Annotated in this window: 16 protein-coding genes and 3 tRNA genes; 17 read left to right on the forward strand and 2 right to left on the reverse strand. The window is 71.4% G+C overall.

Going from position 1 to position 18,826, the window contains the following annotated elements:
• The first annotated feature begins 3 nt into the window (after positions 1 to 3).
• The 15 genes from VKG64_08190 to VKG64_08260 all read left to right on the forward strand — a co-directional run bounded on the left by VKG64_08190 (position 4) and on the right by VKG64_08260 (position 10,960).
• A complete protein-coding gene (locus tag VKG64_08190) occupies positions 4 to 723 on the forward strand; it encodes a 2-phosphosulfolactate phosphatase (GenBank protein ID HKB25021.1) in 720 nt (239 codons plus the stop codon).
• A gap of 37 nt (positions 724 to 760) precedes the next feature.
• The gene (gene pgsA / locus VKG64_08195) at positions 761 to 1,330 is read left to right on the forward strand and encodes a CDP-diacylglycerol--glycerol-3-phosphate 3-phosphatidyltransferase (protein HKB25022.1); all 570 of its coding nucleotides are present in this window, start codon (positions 761 to 763) and stop codon (positions 1,328 to 1,330) included.
• Complete coding sequence (plsY, locus tag VKG64_08200; GenBank protein ID HKB25023.1) at positions 1,327 to 1,926, forward strand: glycerol-3-phosphate 1-O-acyltransferase PlsY; 600 nt, start codon at positions 1,327 to 1,329, stop codon at positions 1,924 to 1,926. The genes pgsA and plsY overlap by 4 nt, the downstream gene beginning before the upstream one ends.
• A complete protein-coding gene (locus VKG64_08205) occupies positions 1,923 to 2,909 on the forward strand; it encodes an NAD(P)H-dependent glycerol-3-phosphate dehydrogenase (protein HKB25024.1) in 987 nt (328 codons plus the stop codon). The genes plsY and VKG64_08205 overlap by 4 nt, the downstream gene beginning before the upstream one ends.
• 4 nt (positions 2,910 to 2,913) lie before the next feature.
• Positions 2,914 to 3,909 (forward strand): galactose-1-phosphate uridylyltransferase, encoded by a 996-nt coding sequence (galT, locus tag VKG64_08210; protein HKB25025.1) that lies wholly within the window; start codon positions 2,914 to 2,916, stop codon positions 3,907 to 3,909.
• Between the two features lie 27 nt (positions 3,910 to 3,936).
• Positions 3,937 to 4,011 (forward strand) — tRNA-Gly (locus VKG64_08215).
• Between the two features lie 37 nt (positions 4,012 to 4,048).
• Positions 4,049 to 4,124 (forward strand) — tRNA-Cys (locus VKG64_08220).
• A 39-nt stretch (positions 4,125 to 4,163) separates the two neighbouring features.
• Positions 4,164 to 4,535 carry a hypothetical protein gene (locus VKG64_08225; GenBank protein ID HKB25026.1) on the forward strand — a complete coding sequence of 124 codons (372 nt, stop codon included), beginning with the start codon at positions 4,164 to 4,166 and terminating at the stop codon, positions 4,533 to 4,535.
• A 9-nt stretch (positions 4,536 to 4,544) separates the two neighbouring features.
• A tRNA-Leu gene (locus tag VKG64_08230) sits at positions 4,545 to 4,631 on the forward strand.
• Between the two features lie 66 nt (positions 4,632 to 4,697).
• Positions 4,698 to 5,489: a prolipoprotein diacylglyceryl transferase gene (gene lgt / locus VKG64_08235; protein HKB25027.1), complete on the forward strand. Its 792-nt coding sequence runs from the start codon at positions 4,698 to 4,700 to the stop codon at positions 5,487 to 5,489.
• Positions 5,490 to 5,504: 15 nt separating this feature from the next.
• Positions 5,505 to 6,905, forward strand: coding sequence for an RtcB family protein (locus tag VKG64_08240; protein ID HKB25028.1), 1,401 nt, complete (start codon positions 5,505 to 5,507; stop codon positions 6,903 to 6,905).
• A gap of 75 nt (positions 6,906 to 6,980) precedes the next feature.
• A complete protein-coding gene (locus VKG64_08245) occupies positions 6,981 to 8,684 on the forward strand; it encodes a radical SAM protein (protein ID HKB25029.1) in 1,704 nt (567 codons plus the stop codon).
• Positions 8,684 to 9,703 (forward strand): GTP 3',8-cyclase MoaA, encoded by a 1,020-nt coding sequence (moaA, locus tag VKG64_08250; protein ID HKB25030.1) that lies wholly within the window; start codon positions 8,684 to 8,686, stop codon positions 9,701 to 9,703. Before VKG64_08245 ends, moaA begins: the two co-directional genes overlap by 1 nt.
• A 19-nt stretch (positions 9,704 to 9,722) precedes the next feature.
• Positions 9,723 to 10,433, forward strand: coding sequence for a chlorite dismutase family protein (locus tag VKG64_08255; GenBank protein HKB25031.1), 711 nt, complete (start codon positions 9,723 to 9,725; stop codon positions 10,431 to 10,433).
• A 65-nt stretch (positions 10,434 to 10,498) separates the two neighbouring features.
• Positions 10,499 to 10,960: a nitroreductase family deazaflavin-dependent oxidoreductase gene (locus VKG64_08260; protein HKB25032.1), complete on the forward strand. Its 462-nt coding sequence runs from the start codon at positions 10,499 to 10,501 to the stop codon at positions 10,958 to 10,960.
• 158 nt (positions 10,961 to 11,118) lie between these two features.
• On the opposite strand, the gene VKG64_08265 is transcribed toward VKG64_08260, so the two are convergent.
• Positions 11,119 to 12,567: a glutamate synthase subunit beta gene (locus tag VKG64_08265; protein ID HKB25033.1), complete on the reverse strand. Its 1,449-nt coding sequence runs from the start codon at positions 12,565 to 12,567 to the stop codon at positions 11,119 to 11,121.
• Positions 12,560 to 17,155 (reverse strand): glutamate synthase large subunit, encoded by a 4,596-nt coding sequence (gene gltB / locus VKG64_08270; protein HKB25034.1) that lies wholly within the window; start codon positions 17,153 to 17,155, stop codon positions 12,560 to 12,562. Before gltB ends, VKG64_08265 begins: the two co-directional genes overlap by 8 nt.
• A 110-nt stretch (positions 17,156 to 17,265) precedes the next feature.
• Here gltB and VKG64_08275 point away from each other — a divergent pair, with 110 nt between their 5' ends.
• Both VKG64_08275 and VKG64_08280 read left to right on the forward strand, forming a co-directional pair.
• On the forward strand, positions 17,266 to 18,264 hold the full coding sequence (locus VKG64_08275; protein ID HKB25035.1) for a LysR family transcriptional regulator: 999 nt from the start codon (positions 17,266 to 17,268) through the stop codon (positions 18,262 to 18,264).
• The gene (locus tag VKG64_08280; protein HKB25036.1) at positions 18,251 to 18,775 is read left to right on the forward strand and encodes a CBS domain-containing protein; all 525 of its coding nucleotides are present in this window, start codon (positions 18,251 to 18,253) and stop codon (positions 18,773 to 18,775) included. Before VKG64_08275 ends, VKG64_08280 begins: the two co-directional genes overlap by 14 nt.
• Positions 18,776 to 18,826: the final 51 nt, after the last annotated feature.

Below are 18,826 nucleotides of genomic sequence, written 5' to 3' on the forward strand. Positions count from 1 at the left end.
GCCGTGCGTGTGGACGTAGTGCTCACGGCCGAGGAGGTCGTCCCGGACCGGCTCGGCGGCGCGACGGCGCTCGTCGTGGACGTGCTCCGCGCCTCGACCACGATCATCGCGGCGCTCGCCGCCGGCTGCGCGGGCATCACCCCCGTCGCCGATCCCGACGAGGCGCGGCGGCGGGCGCGCGACGGCGCCCTCCTGGCGGGCGAGCAGCGGGGCGAGCCGATCGCCGGCTTCGACCTCGGCAACTCGCCCCTCGAGTTCACCCGGGACCGGGTGGCCGGCCGGACCGTCGTGCTCACGACCAGCAACGGCACCCGCGCGCTCCTGGCGGCGCGCCGGGCGCACGCGATCGGCGTCGCCGCGTTCGTCAACCTGAGCGCGGCGGCGGGCTGGGCCGCGGCGGAGGCGCGCGACATCGTGGTGGTGTGCTCGGGCGAGCGCGGCCGCCGCTCGCTCGAGGACCACGTGTGCGCGGGGTTTCTCGTCGAGCGGGTGCAGGCGCGCGCGCCGGGCGCGGCGCCGAGCCAGGCGGCCCTCGCGGCCCTCGCCGAGGGCCGGCGCTACGCGGGCCGGGTCGCGCGGCTCGCCGTCGACTCGCCGTGGGCGCGCCGGCTCGAAGCGTCCGGCCGCGGCGCCGACGTGACGGCCTGCCTCGCCCTCGACACGACGTCGCTCGTGCCGCGCTACCTGCCCGGCGTTGACAAGGTCGTTTCGGGGCGCGGATAATGGCCGCGGTGATCCGCCTCGTGGACGGAGCCGCCGCGTGAACCTGCCGATCGGCCTGACCCTCACGCGTATCGTCGCGGTGCCCCTGCTGATCCTGTTCCTGATCTCGTCCCTCCGCGTGCACGCGGTGATCGCCGCGGCGATCTTCATCCTGGCGGCGATGACGGACTGGGCGGACGGCGTCGTCGCGCGGCGGCGCAACCAGGTGACGACGCTCGGCACGCTCCTCGATCCGATCGCCGACAAGCTCCTCGTCGCCGCCGCGCTCGTCTCGCTGCTGGCCATCGACAAGCTCGCCGCGTGGATCGTCGTCGTGATCGTCGGCCGTGAGCTGGCGGTCACGGGGCTCCGCGCGGTCGCGGCGTCCGTCGGCGTCATCGTCCCGGCCTCGCGCCTCGCCAAGTGGAAGACGGTGAGCCAGTACGCCGCGATCACGCTGCTGATCGTCGAGAAGGGGTTCGACCCGCCCGGCTTCCACGTCGTCACCGCGGGCGTCCTGTGGATCGCGCTCGGGCTCACCGTGATCTCCGCCGTGGACTACTTCTACCGCTTCTTCCGGAAGGCGGACTACCGGGCGATCGTGCCGGGCGAAGAACGCTGGTCGTGAACGCGGCGTTGGCACTCGGCGCCGCGTACCTGGTCGGCGCGCTCCCCCTGGGCTTTCTCGTCGCGCGCGCGTTCGGCGTCGGCGACATCCGGCGCCACGGCAGCGGCACCATCGGCGCGACCAACGTCCTGCGCGCCGCGGGCTGGGTCCCGGCGCTCCTCACGCTGGGCGGCGACATCGCCAAGGGATACCTCGCCGTGGCGGCGGCCGCGGCGCTCGCGGGTGACCCGGCCGTGCGGGCCGCGGCCGCGGTCGCCGCGATCGTCGGCAACTGCTGGTCGGTCTTCCTCGGCTTCCGCGGCGGCAAGGGCGTCGCGACCGGCCTCGGCGGGCTGCTCGCCGTCGTGCCCTGGGCGGTGGCGCCCGCGGTTCCGGTGTGGCTCGCGGTCGCGGTGACGACGCGCTACGTGTCGCTCGGCTCGATCCTGGGGGCGCTCTGCGTGCCGCTCGGCGCGCTGCTCCTGGGCTACGGCGCGCCGGCCGTGGTCGCCGCGCTCGCGGCCGCGGCGATCATCGTCGCCCGGCACCACGAGAACATCGGGCGCCTCCTCGCCGGCACCGAGCGCCGGCTGGGAGAGAAACGGAGCACTGCGTGATCGCGATCGTCGGCGGCGGGAGCTGGGGCACGGCCCTCGCGATCCACCTCGCGCGGCAAGGCGCCGCGGTGCGTCTCTGGGCGCGCGAGCCCGAGGTCGTGGACGGGATCCGGCGGCAGCGTCGGAGCCCGTGGTACCTGCCCGACGTCGACGTGCCCCCGGGCGTCGAGCCGACGCTGGACCCCGCCGAGGCGATCCGTGACGCGGAGATCGTCATCATGGCGGTGCCGTCCGAGTTCTTCGCCGCGACGCTCGCGACCCTCCGGCTCGAGCGCGAGGGCGTGCCGATCGTCAGCGCGACGAAGGGGCTGGACCCGGTCCGTCATCTCCGGATGAGCCAGGTGATCGCCGAGCGGCTGCCGCGCGCGCGGATCGCCGCGCTGTCGGGCCCGACGTTCGCGCGCGAGGTGGCGCTGGGCCGCCCGACCGCCGCCGTCGTCGCGTCGCGCGACGACGTGCTGGCGGGGACGCTCCAGCGGCGGCTCGGCGCGCGCGAGTTCCGGCTCTACGCGAGCCAGGACGTCGTGGGCGCCGAGACGGGCGGCGCGCTGAAGAACGTGATGGCCATCGCGACCGGCCTCGCCGACGGGCTCGGCCTCGGCGAGAACGCGCGCGCGGCGCTCATCACGCGGGGCCTCGCCGAGATGACGCGTCTCGCGGTCGCGCTCGGCGCGGCGCCCGGGACGCTCGCCGGCCTCGCGGGGCTCGGCGACCTCGTCCTGACGTGCACGGGCAGCCTCTCGCGCAACCGCCAGCTCGGCATGGCGCTGGCGCGCGGCGAGACGGCGGCGGCCGTCGAGCGGGAGACGCGGATGATCGCGGAGGGCGCGCGCACCGTCACCTCGGCGCTCGCGCTCGCGAAGACGCACGCGGTGACGATGCCGATCTGCGAGGAGGTCGGCGCCGTGCTCTTCGCCGGCAAGCCGCCCGCCGACGCGGTGGCGTCGCTGCTCGAGCGCCCGCTCCGCCGCGAGGACCGCTAGGCCGATGCCCGAGCTCCGCAAGGACCCGGTCGTCGGGCGCTGGGTCATCATCGCGACCGAGCGCGCGCGGCGGCCGTCCGACTTCGCCGCCGCGGAGCCCGTCCGCCCCACGGGCACCGGCTGCCCCTTCTGTCCGGGCCGCGAGGCGACGACGCCGCCCGAGATCCTCGCGGGCCGCGCGCAGGGGGGGCCGAACGAGCCGGGATGGTCGTACCGCGTGATCGCGAACAAGTTTCCGGCGCTCCGGATCGAGGGCGACCTCGAGCCCACGGGCGAGGGGCTCTTCGACCGGATGAACGGCGTCGGCGCCCACGAGATCGTGATCGAGACACCGGACCACGCGGCCTCGCTCGCGACGCTCTCGACCGACGCCGTCGCCGGCGTCCTGCTGGCGTTCCGCGAGCGCATCCGTGATCTCAAGAAGGACCCGCGCTTCGAGTACGTGCTCGTGTTCAAGAACCACGGCGAGGCGGCGGGCGCCTCGCTCGAGCATCCGCACTCGCAGCTCATCGCGACGCCGATCATCCCGATCATGGTCGCCGACGAACTCGCCGGGTCGGCGCGCTATTACGCGATGAAGGAGCGCTGCGTCTGGTGCGACATCCTCCGGCAGGAGCGGCGCGGCGGGCGCCGCCGGATCCTCGAGGCGAACGGCTTCGTCGCCCTGGCGCCGTTCGCGCCGCGGTTTCCGTTCGAGACCTGGGTCCTGCCGATCGCCCACGGCGCCGCGTACGAGGACTCGAGCCCGGACCAGCTCCGCGGGCTCGCGGGGCTCCTGGGCGACTTCGTCCGGCGGATGAACCGGGTGCTCGGCGACCCGCCGTTCAACTTCATGCTCCACACGGCGCCCCTCCGGGACGCGCCGGGCGACTCCTTCCACTGGCACCTCGAGATCATTCCGAAGCTCACGCACGTCGCCGGGTTCGAGTGGGGGAGCGGCTTCTTCATCAACGCGATGCCGCCCGAGGACGCGGCCGCCGCCCTCCGGGCCGGCGGCTAGAATCGTGATACGATGTGGCGCTGTGGCGCGGGAATAGCTCAGTGGTAGAGCACGACCTTGCCAAGGTCGGGGTCGCGGGTTCGAATCCCGTTTCCCGCTCCACCAATTACCATCACGTCCTCGCGGAACACGCGTTCGAGGCGGCGTAGCCAAGTGGCCAAGGCGGAGGTCTGCAAAACCTCTATTCAGCGGTTCGAATCCGCTCGCCGCCTCCACTTCACCAACCCGTAGCGGAACCAGGCCGGAGACCGGACATGGCGGAAGAGATCAAGCGCGGCGGACCCCCGAAGGCGACCGACCTCAAGGGCGAGGAGTTCACCTGGACGGTGCCGCTCAGCGAGCCGCCCACGCGCGAGTGGTCGAAGCTCTTCTCGGAGCCGGCCGAGACCACAGTGATGTGCCACCCGAAGAAGCTCGGCATGATGCACCAGGCGCTCGTCTTCAAGTGTGAGGAGGCGAACCTGGGCACCTGGATCCAGCACATCGACCAGTGGATCCAGGGCGCGAACCACGCGCTCGCCGCCCAGGAGCAGCGCGAGAAGCAGAAGAAGGCCGAGCAGCTGCGCTACGACGAGGAGAAGAAAAAGCGCATCGAAGAGGTGAACGAGAAGTTCAGGAGGATCTAGGGCCGTGACGGGGGCGTGGCGGAATCGGAAAACGCTGAGGATTTAAAATCCTCCGTCCGCGAGGACTTGCAGGTTCGAATCCTGCCGCCCCTACCATCTCCGTCCGCGCTCGCCAGCCTGCGTTAGCGCTCCCGTCGCGCGCGCCGTGCTATCCTGCCTGTCGTGTTCAGCTCGCCCGGCGCCATCGCCATCCAGATCGGCCCCATCGTCATCCGCTGGTACGGGATCCTCATGGCCACCGCGATCGTGGTCGGCCTCTGGCTCGCCTACCGGCAGGCGAAGCGCGTGGGCCTGCCCGCGGACGACATCATCGCCTGCGCGCAGTGGGCGATCCTCGCCGGGCTCGTCGGCGCGCGTCTCTACGAGGTCGCGTTCAACTGGGACTACTACGGCCGTTACCCGTCGAAGATCGTCGCGGTGTGGGAGGGCGGCCTCGCGATCCACGGCGGCCTGATCCTGGGCCCGCTCGTCGGCGTGTGGCTCGCGCGCCGCTGGAAGCTTCCCGTGCTGCGCGTCCTCGACGTGGCGGCGCCCTCCGTCGCGCTCGGCCAGGCGATCGGGCGGTGGGGGAACTTCTTCAACGAGGAGGCGTTCGGCCGGCCGACGGGCTTGCCGTGGAAGCTCTACATCTCGCCCGCCCACCGGCCGCTCGGCTTCACCCAGTACGACTACTTCCACCCGGCGTTCCTCTACGAGTCGGTCTGGGACCTCCTCGTTTTCGCGCTCCTCGTCGCCTGGCTGTGCGCGCGCCTGCGCGGGAGGCCGGGCGCGCTCTTCTTCTGCTACCTCGGCCTCTACTCCCTGGGCCGGTTCGCGATCGAGGGGCTGAGGCTCGACAGCTTCTGGCTGGGCTCCTTCCGCGTCGCCCAGCTCGCGAGCATCGCCGGCGTCCTCGTCGCCGTCGTGGGGCTCGCCTGGACGCGGCGCGGCGGGTCGTCGGCCGCCGCGCGCTGACCGAGTCGCCGTCCGATGCAGCTCGAGCAGGTCGGCTCCCAGCTCTGGCGGATTCCCCGCGACGAGCGGCGCGGCATGCGGGTGCCCGGCCTCGTCGTCGCCGACGAGCGCCTGATCGCGTCCATCAGGAGCGACGCCTCGCTCGAGCAGCTCGCCAACGGCGCCACGCTCCCGGGGATCGTCCGCGCGGCCCTCGCGATGCCCGACATCCACCAGGGCTACGGCCTGCCCGTCGGCGGCGTCGTCGCGACCGACGCGGAGCGGGGCGTCGTGAGCCCGGGAGCGATCGGCTTCGACATCAACTGCGGCGTGCGGCTCCTCCGTACCGGCCTCGAGGCGCGCGAGCTCGAGGGCCGCCTCGAGGCGCTCGTGGACGCGCTCTACGCCGCGATCCCGACGGGCGTCGGCTCGCGCGGCGTCGCGGCCCTCGACGCGCGGCAGCTCGAAGAGGTCCTGGCGCGCGGCGCCGCCTGGGCGGTCGAGGCCGGGTACGGGCTCGCCGCGGACCTCGCGTCCATCGAGTCGGAGGGCCGGCTCGAGGGCGCCGATCCCGGGCGCGTCTCGCCCCGCGCGCGAGAGCGCGGCCGCGGTCAGCTCGGCACGCTCGGCTCCGGCAACCACTTCCTCGAGGTGCAGGTGGTGGATGAGGTCTACGACGCGCGGGCCGCCGCGGCGCTCGGGGTCGCGGCGGGGCAGGTGACGCTCATGATCCACACGGGCTCGCGCGGCCTCGGACATCAGGTGTGCACCGACTACCTCGACCTCACCGGCCGGGCGCTCAAGCGCTACGGGATCAGCGTGCCCGACCGCCAGCTCGCGTGCGCGCCGCTCGACTCCGACGAGGCGAGCGCGTACCTCGGCGCGATGCGGGCGGCGGCCAACTTCGCCTTCGCGAACCGCCAGGTGCTGACGCACTGGGCGCGGCATGTCTTCCGCCAGGCGCTCGGCGAGGCGGCGCGCGGCCTCGACATGGCCGTCGTCTACGACGTCGCCCACAACATCGCCAAGCTCGAGGACCACGTCGTGGACGGCGTCCCGCGGCGCCTGCTCGTGCACCGCAAGGGGGCGACGCGGGCGTTCCCGGGCCAGCCGGTCATCGTGCCGGGCGACATGGGGCGCTACTCGTTCCTCCTCCTGGGCACCGAGCTGGCGATGCGCGAGACGTTCGGCAGCACGTGTCACGGTGCCGGCCGCCTGCTCTCGCGCACGGCGGCGGTGAAGGCGGCGCGCGGCCGGCGGATCGATCAAGAGCTGCGCGCACGCGGCGTCGTGGCCCGCGCCACCGGCCGCGACGCGCTCGCCGAGGAGATGCCCGAGGCCTACAAGGACGTGAAGGACGTCGTGGACGTCGTCCACCGCTTCGGCATCTCGACGCGCGTGGCGCGTCTCCGCCCCGTTGGGGTCATCAAGGGCTGACGACGGCGCGACCACCAAGGGCGGAAGAAGCGGCGACTACCAAGGGCGGAAGAAACCCCATGGTAGACTAGGCCGATGTCCTGGACGCTGAAGAAGAAAGCCCAGGCCCTGCTCGTCGAGGAGCAGGGCACGGTGCGAAAGGATTGGGGCGGGAAGGTCGCGTTCGCCCTCGTGTACCCGAACAGCTACGCCGTCGGGATGTCGAACCTCGGCTTCCAGACGATCTACCGGCACCTGAACGCGCTCCCCGACGTCGTCTGCGAGCGCGTGTTCTTCCCCGACCCCGAGGACGTCACCGAGCTCCGGCGCACCGGCGGCGTGCCGTTCTCGCTCGAGTCGCTCCGGCCGCTGACCGACTTCCACATGCTCGGCTTCTCGGTGACGTACGAGGGCGACTACATCAACGTCCTGCGCCTGCTCGCGCTGGCGGGCATCCCGCTGCGCGCCGCCGAGCGCCGGCAGCGCGACCCGCTCGTCCTGATGGGTGGAGTGTGCGCCTTCTCGAACCCCGAGCCCCTCGCGCCCTTCATGGACCTGATCGCCGTCGGCGAGGGCGAGGAGCTCGTCGTCGAGCTGATCGAGCGCTACCGGGCGGCCGGCGCGGACCGCGAGACCTTTCTCGACGCGCTCGTCGGCGTCGAGGGTATCTACGTGCCCGAGCGCTACGACGTCACCTGGGAGCCCGGCGGCGTGCTCGCGGCCGTCACGCCGCGCGCGGGAGCGCCGGCGGTGGTCGCCAAGCGGCGGCTCAGGAACGTCAACGCGTTCGAGACGATCGCGACCGTCAAGACGCCGAACGCCGAGTACGGCCACATGGCCCTCCTCGAAGTGGGCAAGGGCTGCGGCCGCGGCTGCCGCTTCTGTCTCGAGGGCCAGGTGTACCGGCCGGTGAGGCACCGGAGCGTGGACGCGCTTCGCGAGACCGTGGCGCGCCTCGCCGAGAGCGGCGAGAAGCGGATCGGGCTCGTCGGCGCGTGTGTCTCCGACTATCCGTGGATCGGCGACCTCCTGAAGATCGTCGAGGAGAACGGCCTCGAGGTGTCGATCTCCTCGATCCGCGCCGACAGCCTGACGGACGACCTCGTCGCGGCGCTCGCGCGCGGCGGCCACCGCACGCTGACCGTCGCGCCCGAGGCGGGCACCGAGCGGCTGCGCCGCGCGATCCGCAAGGCGATCACCGACGAGCAGATCCTCGCGGCCTGCGACCTCGTGCGCGCCCACGGGATCCCGAACCTCAAGACCTACTTCATGCTCGGTCAGCCCACGGAGACGCGCGCGGACGTGGAGGCGATCCCGGCGCTCGCCGAGAGGATGCTCGAGCGCCTGCGCGTCCTCGATCCGGAGGGACACCCGTTCGGGCGGCTCACGCTCTCGATCTCGTCCTTCGTGCCGAAGCCCTGGACGCCGTTCCAGTGGGCGCCCTTCGACGGCGCCGACTCGCTCCAGACGAAGCTCGAGATCGTCAAGCGCGGCGTGCGCCGCTTCTCGAACGTGCGGGTCCTCCACGAGAACCCGCGCGAGGCGGCGCTCCAGGCGCTGCTCGCGCGCGGCGACCGCCGCGTCGCGGCCTTTCTCGAGCTCGCCGCCGGGTTCGATGGCGACTGGCGGCGCGCGCTCCGCGAGTGGGAGGGCGATCCCGGCTTCTACACGACGCGCGTTCGACCGGCCGATGAGCGCCTGCCCTGGGACCACTTCGACGTCGGGGTCAAGAAGGCGGGGCTGCTCCGCGAGTGGGAGCGGGCCCAGGCCGAGGGCGCCGTCACCGCCGGCGCGTCGTGATGGCACTCCTCGACACGCAGAACCGGCCGCTCAGCAATCTTCGCATCTCGGTCACCGACCGGTGCAACCTCCGCTGCGCCTACTGCATGCCGGAGGAGGACTACGTCTGGCTCCCGCGCGCCGAGATCCTCCACTTCGGCGAGGTGGCGGCCCTCGTGGACGTGTTCATGGGCCTCGGCGTGGACAAGGTTCGTCTCACCGGCGGCGAGCCGCTCCTGCGCCGCGAGCTGCCGCGCTTCGTCCGGATGCTCGCGGCGAAGCCGCTGCGCGATCTCGCGATGACGACCAACGGCGTCCTCCTCGCCGAGCACGCGCCGGCGCTCAAGGAGGCCGGGCTCCATCGGGTCACGGTGAGCCTCGACACCCTGCGCCCCGATCGCTTCGCAGCGCTGACGCGCCGCCAGAGCCACGCTCAGGTCCTCGAAGGGATCGAGTCCCTCGCGCGCGCCGGCTTCGCCGGGACGAAGCTCGACACGGTGGTCATCCGTGGCGTGAACGACGACGAGCTCGCCGATCTCATCGAGTTCGGCAAGCGGGTGCCCGCGGAGGTCCGCTTCATCGAGTACATGGACGTCGGGGGCGCGACGCGCTGGTCCATGGACCAGGTCGTGAGCCGGAAGCAGATGCTCGAGGCGCTGGAGGCACGCTACGGCCGGATCGAGCCCATCGTGGAGGAAACCAGCGCGCCGGCTGACCGGTACCGGCTCCCCGACGGCACCGTCTTCGGCATCATCGCCTCCACGACCGCGCCGTTCTGCTCGAGCTGCGACCGGAGCCGGCTCACCGCGGACGGTATGTGGTACCTCTGCCTCTACGCCCAGCGCGGCGTCGACCTGCGCGGTCCGTTCCGCCGGGGCGCGAGTCCGGAGGGACTGCGCGAGCTCGTCGCCGGCGGCTGGCGGCGGCGCGCCGACCGCGGCGCCGAGGAGCGCCTGGCCCTGCGCGAGCGCACGCCGCTCGTCCAGATCGCGCGGCTCAAGGAGGACCCGCACCTGGAGATGCACACCCGCGGGGGCTAGCGCCGCGAGGAGGGAACGCGTGAGCTCGTCCGACACGCCGAAGATCGACGTCCGGGAGCGCGGGGCCCAGCAGCAGACGTCCGAGCGCCGGCTGTACATGCAGCTCCACGCGTTCGGGGGCTGCCTCGACCCGAAGCCGCTCGTCCGGGCGCTCGAGTCGAGCCGGATCGAGGCCGTGCTCTACCAGGACACGAACGACCCACGCGGCGTGGGCGTCCTCGCGCTCCACGAGGACCCGGTCTTCTTCGTCCACGGTCTCCGCGAGCTCCTGAACGCCGAGCCCTTCGCGGGACTCGCGCCGAAGCCCGAGCTCACGATGTTCGGCCGGACGTACTCGTCGGGATTCGAGCAGGACCTCGACGAGTGGCTGCTCCGCCGGCCGCGGCGGACGGCGTTGAACCCGGCCTGGCCCTGGGCCGTCTGGTACCCGCTGCGCCGCACGGGCGCTTTCGCGCGGCTCTCGGGGGAGGAGCAGGGCAAGATCATCCGCGAGCACAGCGTGCTCGGCCACGCCTACGGCGACGCCGATCTCGCCCACGACGTCCGCCTCGCCTGCCACGGGCTCGACGTCCACGATAACGACTTCGTCATCGGTCTCGTGGGCAAGGACCTCCACCCGCTCTCGCACCTGATCCAGACCATGCGCAAGACCGTCCAGACCGCGCAGTACATCCAGACGCTCGGCCCGTTCTTCGTCGGCCACGCGCTCTGGCAGAGCCCGCTGCGCTGAGCTCCGGGCCCGAGCCCGGCACTTTAGAGACCCTTGCGGGAGGATGAACCCCCCGTGTGGAGGAGATTCCGATGGCGGAGTACATTCCCAGCCCCAGGGAGTGGGTGCGCGACCAGGTCGAGCTCTACGAGCGCAGTGGTGGAACCGAAGGCACCACGCTCCGCGACACCGGGCTGCCGGTGATCATCGTGACCCACACCGGCAACAAGACCGGCGCGATTCGCAAGACCCCATTGATGCGCGTCAAGGACGGCGCCAACTACATCCTCGTCGGTTCGCTTGGAGGAGCGCCGACAAACCCGGTCTGGGTGTACAACCTGCGCGCCAATCCGGCCATCGAGATCCGCGATCACACCGCGGTGCAGCCGATGCGGGTCCGCGAGGTTGAGGACGGGGCCGAGCGGGCGAGACTCTGGAAGCTCGCGGTCTCGGCGTATCCTCCGTACGCGGACTACCAGACGCGGACTACACGGCGGATCCCGATCTTCGTCGCGGAGCCTCGAAGCCAGCCGAAGCGGGAGGCGTAGGCGCTTCCGGTGGGCGGTCGCCGAACGCGATCCATGGCATCTACGCCGGCACCGGCCAGCGTCAAGAAACGGAGAATGGGTAGGATAGCTTGGTCCGCGTCAGCGATACTCTTCGCTGCTCGCCGCGCCATGGATGAGGAGGACAGGGGGACGATCGATCAGGGAAGGGGCGCGGGGAGGTCGGACTTGCCCATCAGATAGAGGTCCACGCCCCGCGCGGCAGAGCGGCCCTCGGCGATCGCCCAGACGATCAGCGACTGGCCGCGCTGCATGTCGCCGCAGGTGAAGACGCCGGGCACGCTCGTCATCCAGCTCGCATCGCGCCAGACGTTGCCGCGCTCCGTGATCGTGACGCCGAGGTCGGCGAGCATCCCGGGCTTCTCGGCGCCGAGAAAGCCCATCGCGAGGAGGACCAGCTCGCAGTCGATCGTGAACTCGCTCCCCGGTACGGGCTTGAAATCGAGCCGGCTGCCCTCGCGGACCATGTCCACCCGCATCGCCTCGAGTTGACGGACGCGCCCTGCGGTGTCGCCGTTGAAGCGCTGGGTGGAGACGGCGTAGACTCTCTCGCCGCCCTCCTCGTGGGCGCCCGACACGCGAAAGATGTTCGGCCACTGAGGCCACGGGTTGTCGGACGCGCGTGCGTCGGGCGGCCGCGGGAGCAGCTCGAACTGGTGGACCGACGCCGCGCCCTGGCGGTGGACGGTGCCGAGGCAGTCGGCGCCGGTATCGCCGCCGCCGATGATCACCACGCGCCTCCCCTTGGCCGTGATGAACTGCTCGTCCGGCACCACGTCGCCTTCGCAGCGCTTGTTCTGGAGCGTCAGGTACTCCATCGCGAAGTGGATACCCTGGAGCCCGCGCCCGGGCACGGGCAGATCGCGCGGCTGGCAGGCGCCGCCGGCGAGCACGAGCGCGTCGAACTCGCTGCGCAGGTCCGCGACCGCAACGTTCCCACCCACGTGGGCGTTCGTGCGGTAGGCGATGCCCTCCTTCTCCATGATCTGGAGGCGCCGGTCGAGGACGCGCTTCTCCATCTTGAACTCGGGGATGCCGTAGCGGAGGAGCCCGCCGATGCGGTCGGCGCGCTCGAGCACGATGACCGAGTGGCCGGCGCGGCAGAGCTGCTGGGCGCACGCGAGGCCGGCGGGGCCGGAGCCGACGACCGCGACCTTCTTGCCGGTGCGGACGGCGGGCGGCTCGGGGACGACCCAGCCCTCGTCGAAGGCGCGCGCGATGATCCGCTCCTCGACGGCCTTGATCGTGACCGCGTCGTCGTTGATCCCGAGGACGCACGAGCCCTCGCACGGCGCCGGGCAGAGGCGGCCCGTCCACTCGGGGAAGTTGTTCGTCGCGTGCAGGCGCTCGATCGCGTCCCGCCAGCGGTCGCGGTACACGAGATCGTTCCAGTCCGGGATGATGTTGCCGAGCGGGCAGCCCTGGTGGCAGAAGGGGATGCCGCAGTCCATGCAGCGCGCGGCCTGCTTTTTTAGATCGTCGACGGGGTAGGGGAGGTAGATCTCCCTCCAGTCGCGGAGCCGCTCCGCCACCGGGCGGGTCGGCCACTTCTTGCGCTGGATCTCGAGGAAGCCGGTGACCTTACCCACTCGGCGTCCCGACCAGCTCGGCGAACGTGGGCTCGCGCCCCTCGGCGCGGGCGCGCGCCTCGGCCGCCAGCACGCGCTTGTAGTCCTTCGCCATGACCTTGACGAACCGCGGCTGCACGCCGATCCAGTCGGCGAGGAGCTTGGCCGCGTAGGTCGAGTCGGTGAGCTGGATGTGGCGCTCGATGAGGCCGCGCACCAGCGCGATGTCCTCGGCGCGGTCGAAGGGCTCGAGGTCCACCATGCCGAGGTTGCAGCGCCGCTTGAAGTCGCCGTCCACGTCGAGCACGAACGCGATGCCGCCGGACATGCCCGCGGCGAAGTTGCGTCCCGTCCGTCCGAGGACGACGACGCGGCCGCCGGTCATGTACTCGCAGCCGTGGTCGCCGATCCCCTCGACGACCGCGTGGGCGCCGCTGTTCCTGACGGCGAACCGCTCGCCCGCGACCCCGCGCACGAACGCCTCGCCGCTCGTCGCGCCGTAGAGCGCGACGTTGCCGATGACGATGTTCTCCTCGGCGACGAACGTGGAGCGCTTCGGCGGATAGACGATGAGCCGACCGCCGGAGAGCCCCTTGCCCCAGTAGTCGTTGGCGTCGCCCTCGAGCGTGAACGTGATCCCGCGCGGGACGAACGCGCCGAACGACTGGCCGGCGGAGCCCGTGAAGTGGACGCGGATCGTGTCGTCCGGGAGGCCCTCGCCGCCCCAGCGGCGCGTGATCTCGTGGCCGAGCATGGTGCCGACGGTGCGGTTGACGTTCCGGATCGGCAGCGCGAGCTCGACGCGCTTCTGGCGCTCGATCGCGTCGCGGCACTTCGGGATGAGCGTGGTGCGGTCGAGGGCGCGGTCGAGCCCGTGGTCCTGGACCGTCACGCAGTGGCGCGCGACCTCGGGCGGCATGTCGGGCCGGTGGAAGATCGCCGAGAAGTCGAGCCCGCGCGCCTTCCAGTGGTCGAGCGCCGGCCTGAAGTCGAGCCGGTCGGCGCGCCCGATCATCTCGTCCATGGTCCGGAAGCCGAGCGCGGCCATGTACTCGCGCACCTCCTCGGCGATGAAGCGGAAGAAGGTCGTCACGAACTCGGGCCGGCCGTTGAAGCGCTTGCGGAGCTCCGGGTCCTGGGTGGCGATCCCGACGGGGCAGGTGTTCAGGTGGCAGACCCGCATCATGATGCAGCCGAGCACCACGAGCGGGGCCGTCGAGAAGCCGAACTCCTCGGCGCCCAGGAGCGCGGCGATCACGACGTCGCGGCCGGTCTTCATCTGGCCATCCACCTGGACGACGATCCGGTCGCGGAGCTTGTTCAGGACGAGGACCTGCTGGGTCTCGGCGATGCCGAGCTCCCAGGGAATGCCACCGTGCTTGATCGAGGTGAGTGGCGAGGCCCCCGTGCCGCCGTCGTGGCCGGAGATCAGGACGACGTCCGAGTGGGCCTTGGCGACGCCGGCCGCGACGGTGCCGACGCCGACTTCCGCGACGAGCTTCACGTGGATCCGCGCCTTTGGATTGGCGTTCTTCAGGTCGTGGATCAGCTGGGCCAGGTCCTCGATCGAGTAGATGTCGTGGTGCGGCGGCGGCGAGATGAGCTGCACGCCGGGCGTCGCGAAGCGCACCTTCGCGATCCAGGGGTACACCTTCGGACCGGGGAGCTGGCCGCCCTCGCCGGGCTTGGCCCCCTGGGCCATCTTGATCTGGAGGTCGTCCGCGTTCACGAGGTACTCGCTCGTCACGCCGAAGCGCGCGGAGGCGACCTGCTTGACCGCGCTCCGCCGGGAGTCGCCGTTCGCGTCGCGTGTGTAGCGGGCCGCGTCCTCGCCGCCCTCGCCCGTGTTCGACCGGCCGCCGATCCGGTTCATCGCGATGGCGAGGGTCTCGTGGGCTTCCTGGCTGATCGAGCCGTAGGACATGGCGCCGGTCGCGAACCGCCGGAGGATCGTCTCGACGGGCTCGACCTCCGCGAGCGGGACGGGCGCCAGCGCCGGCTTGAGCCCGATCAGGCCGCGCAGGGTCGCGAGGTTCCGGCTCTGCTCGTCCACGAGCTTCGTGTAGTCCTTGTAGATCTTGTACTGGCCCGCGCGCGTCGCGTGCTGGAGCCTGAAGACGGTGTCCGGGTTGAAGAGGTGGTACTCGCCGTCGCGCCGCCACTGGTACTCGCCTCCCCAGTCCAGCTCGGCCGCGCCCACCGGCCGGTCGGGGAACGCGCGCCCGTGCCAGCGGCGGACCTCCTCGGCGACGACGTCGAGGCCGATGCCCGAGACGCGCGAGGCCGTCCCGGTGAAGTAATGGTCCACGAGGTCGCGGTTCAGGCCGACGGCCTCGAAGATCTGGGCGCCGCAGTAGCTCTGCAGCGTCGAGATCCCCATCTTGGCCATGACCTTGAGGATCCCCTTGTTGAGCGCCTTGATGTAGTTCCGGACCGCCTTCTTGTGATCGGTCCCGGTGAGGATGCCCTGGCGGATCATGTCGTCCAGGGTCTCGAAGGCGACCCACGGGTTGACGGCGCCGGCGCCGTACCCGATGAGCAGGCACATGTGGTGCACCTCGCGCGCGTCGCCGGTCTCGACGACGAGCCCGCAGCGCGTGCGCTCGCCGCGGCGCACGAGGTGGTGGTGCACCGCGGCGGTGGCGAGGAGGCTCGGGATCGCCGCGCGACCGCGGCTCACGCCGCGGTCGGAGAGGACGACGACGTTGTGGCCCTCGGCGAGCGCCGCGCTCGCCGTCCGCTGGAGCTCCTCGAGGGCCCGCTCGAGCCCCGGCGCGCCCTCGCTGACGGTCCACAGCATGGGGAGCGTGATCGCCTTGAAGCCCGGCACGTCCACGTGCCTGAGCTTGGCGAGCTCCTCGTTCGAGAGCACCGGATCGGGGAGCACGATCTGGCGGCAGGACTCGGGCTCGGGCACGAGGAGATTCCGCTCGGGCCCGGCCGTGGACTCCATCGCCGTCACCAGCTCCTCCCGGATCTGGTCGAGCGGCGGGTTCGTCACCTGGGCGAAGAGCTGCTTGAAGTAGTCGTAGAGCGGCCGCGGCCGGTTCGACAGGACGGCGAGCGCCGTGTCGGTCCCCATCGAGCCGACCGGCTCCTCGCCGTTCTTCGCCATCGGCGCGAGGAGGATCCGGAGGTCCTCGTGCGTGTAGCCGAAGGCGATCTGCCGGTTCAGCACGGTCTCGTGGTCGGGCGCGGGCAGCGGCCGCTCGGGCAGGTCCTCGAGGCGCGCCGAGTGCTGCCTGAGCCACTCCGCGTAGGGATGCTCGGCGGCGAGCTTCGCCTTGATCTCGTCGTCGTCCACGATGCGGCCCTGCGCCGTGTCCACGAGGAAGATCCGGCCGGGATGCAGGCGCTCCTTGACCAGGATGTTCTCGGGCGGGACGTCGAGGACGCCGACCTCGGACGCCATGATCACGAGGCCGTCCTTGGTCACGTAGTACCGCGAGGGCCGGAGGCCGTTGCGGTCCAGCACCGCGCCGATCACCGTGCCGTCGGTGAAGGCGATCGAGGCCGGGCCGTCCCAGGGCTCCATCAGGGAGGCGTGGTACTCGTAGAACGCGCGCCGCTCCGGGCTCATGAACTCGTGGTTCTGCCAGGGCTCCGGGATCATCATGAGGATCGCGTGCGGGAGCGACCGGCCGTTCATCACGAGGAACTCGAGCACGTTGTCGAACGTCGCCGAGTCCGAGAGCCCCTCGCGCGTGACGGGCAGGACCTTCCGGAGATCGTCGCCCAGGAGGGGGGAGCGGCAGAGCGCCTCGCGCGCCCGCATCCAGTTGATGTTCCCGCGCAGCGTGTTGATCTCGCCGTTGTGGGCGATGTAGCGATAGGGGTGGGCGAGCGGCCACGAGGGGAACGTGTTGGTGCTGAACCGCTGGTGCACGAGCGCCAACGCCGTTTCCACGTCCGGATCCCCGAGGTCCGGGTACATGGCCTGGATCTGGTCGGCGGAGAGCATGCCCTTGTAGATCAGCGTGTTCGAGCTGAGGCTCGGCAGGTAGGCGAATTTGTTCTCGGGGATGTCGAGCGCCGCGACGGCCTTCTCGAAGAGCTTGCGGATCACGTAGAGCGTGCGCTCGAAGGCGGGGTGGTCGGCGACGCCCGCGCCCCGGCCGATGAAGACCTGCTGGATGTTCGGCTCGACCGAGCGCGCGGTGGCGCCGAGGAGATGGTCGTCGGTCGGCACGTCGCGCCAGCCGCAGAGCCGCTGGCCCTCCTCCTCGACGATCGAGTGGAGGAGCGCGCGCACCCGGTCGCGCTGCTCGGGGTCGCGCGGGAGGAAGACGAGCCCGCAGCCGTACTCGGTGACCGGGGGCAGGGGGATGCCGAGCCGCGCGCACTCGCGCCGGAGGAACCGGTCGGGCATCTGGAGCAGGATGCCGGCGCCGTCGCCGGTGTTCGGCTCGCAGCCGCACGCGCCGCGGTGGAGGAGGTTGATGAGGACCTCGAGCGCCCGGCGGACGATCGTGTGCGACTTCCGCCCCTTGATGTCCACGACGAAGCCGACGCCGCAGGCGTCGTGCTCGTGCTGCGGGTCGTAGAGGCCTTGGGCGGGCGGCTGGCCGGGCACCGGAGCGGGCGGCGTTCCGCGTTGAAGCTCGCTCATTACCGCATCCCCTTTGTGAACAGTTGCACGATACTACATATCCGGAGATTATTAGTCATCCAGAAAATTTGTATAGTGTGTATCAGCAAATCTGATAGTAAGATCAGGCGATGCACCTGGAGACGCTGCAACTCTACTGCGAGGTCGTCCGGCTCCGCTCCTTCTCCCGGGGCGCGGAGCAGAGCTTCGTCTCCCAGTCCGCGGCGAGCCAGGCCGTCCAGCAGCTCGAGGCCGAGCTCGGCGTGGCGCTGCTCGACCGGAGCAAGCGGCCGTTCGTCGTCACGCCCGAGGGCCAGGCGTTCTACGGGGCGTGCCGCGGGCTCCTGGAGTCGTGGGAGAAGGTGAAGACCGAGGTCGCCGCGGTGAAGGCGCGGGTGGACGGGACGGTGCGGGTCGCGGCGATCTACTCGGTGGGCCTCCACGACGTGAGCCGCCACATGCAGCGCTTCATGTCGCTCTACCCGGAGGCGCGCGTCCAGCTCGAGTGCCTGCACCCGCACAAGGTGGTGGAGGCGGTCATCGAGGGCGAGGCGGACGTGGGGATCATGTCCTACCCGCCCGCCGACCGCGCCCTCTCGATCGTGCCCCTGCGCGCCGAGCCGATGGCGTTCGTCTGCCACCCGAGCCACCGCCTGGCGCGGCGGCGGCAGATCCAGCCCGGAGACCTGAACGGCGAGACCTTCGTGGCGTTCGATCCCGGCCTCACCATCCGCAAGGCGATCGACAGGGCGCTCCGGCAGCACAACGTGAAGGTCAACATCGTGATGGAGTTCGACAACATCGAGACGATCAAGCAGGCGATCATCATCGATGCCGGCGTGAGCATCCTGCCGCGCCACACCGTCCAGAAGGAGGCGGGGATCCGGACGCTGGCGGTCGTGCCGCTGGCGATCCCCGACCTGGTCCGGCCGGTCGGGATCATCCACCGGCGGCAGAAGCTCCTGACGCCGACCGTGAGCCGGTTCATCCAGCTTCTCAAGGACGCGAGCGAAGAGCCCGCCGGGTCGGCGTCAACGTCCCGCGACGGCGGGCGCCCGCCCGCCAACTCGGGTAGGATGGCGGGTGGAGCCCGTGGAGGCATGAAGGGGGCAAGCAATGGGCGAGTTTGAGGACCAGTACACCCAGGAGCTCGAGGGCGACGTCAAGGCGACCCGGGGGGCACTCCTCGCCGACACCATTACCGTCCTGTCGCCGGCCGAGCCGATCTGCCTGAAGGAGACGGCGACCGTGCACGAGGCCGTCCAGACGATGCTGGCGCGCCGGCAGGCGGGGGTGCTGATCACCGACGCCGAGGGCCGGCTCACCGGGATCTTCACCGAGCGCGACGTGCTGACGCGGGTCCTCGGCCGGGACCTCGATACCCGGAAGACGGCGCTCTCGGCGGTGATGACGCCGAATCCCGACGCGCTCTCGGTGCGCGACCGGGTCGCCTGGGCGGTCCACTCGATGAGCGTCGCCGGCTACCGGACGGTGCCCCTGGTCGACGCGGAGCGGCGGCCGATCGGGGTCGTGACCGTCAGCGACGTCATCCGGTGGCTGGCCAACCTCTTTCCGGAAGCGGTCCTGAACCTGCCGCCGGGGGACCGGATCAAACGCCCCCACGAGATCGACGCGGGCTGACGGCCGGGGGGGCCGGTGGCCCGACCGGGGCGGCAAACCTTGCCGGGGTCT

Source organism: Candidatus Methylomirabilota bacterium (assembly GCA_035260325.1).
Taxonomy (GTDB): Bacteria; Methylomirabilota; Methylomirabilia; order Rokubacteriales; family CSP1-6; genus AR19.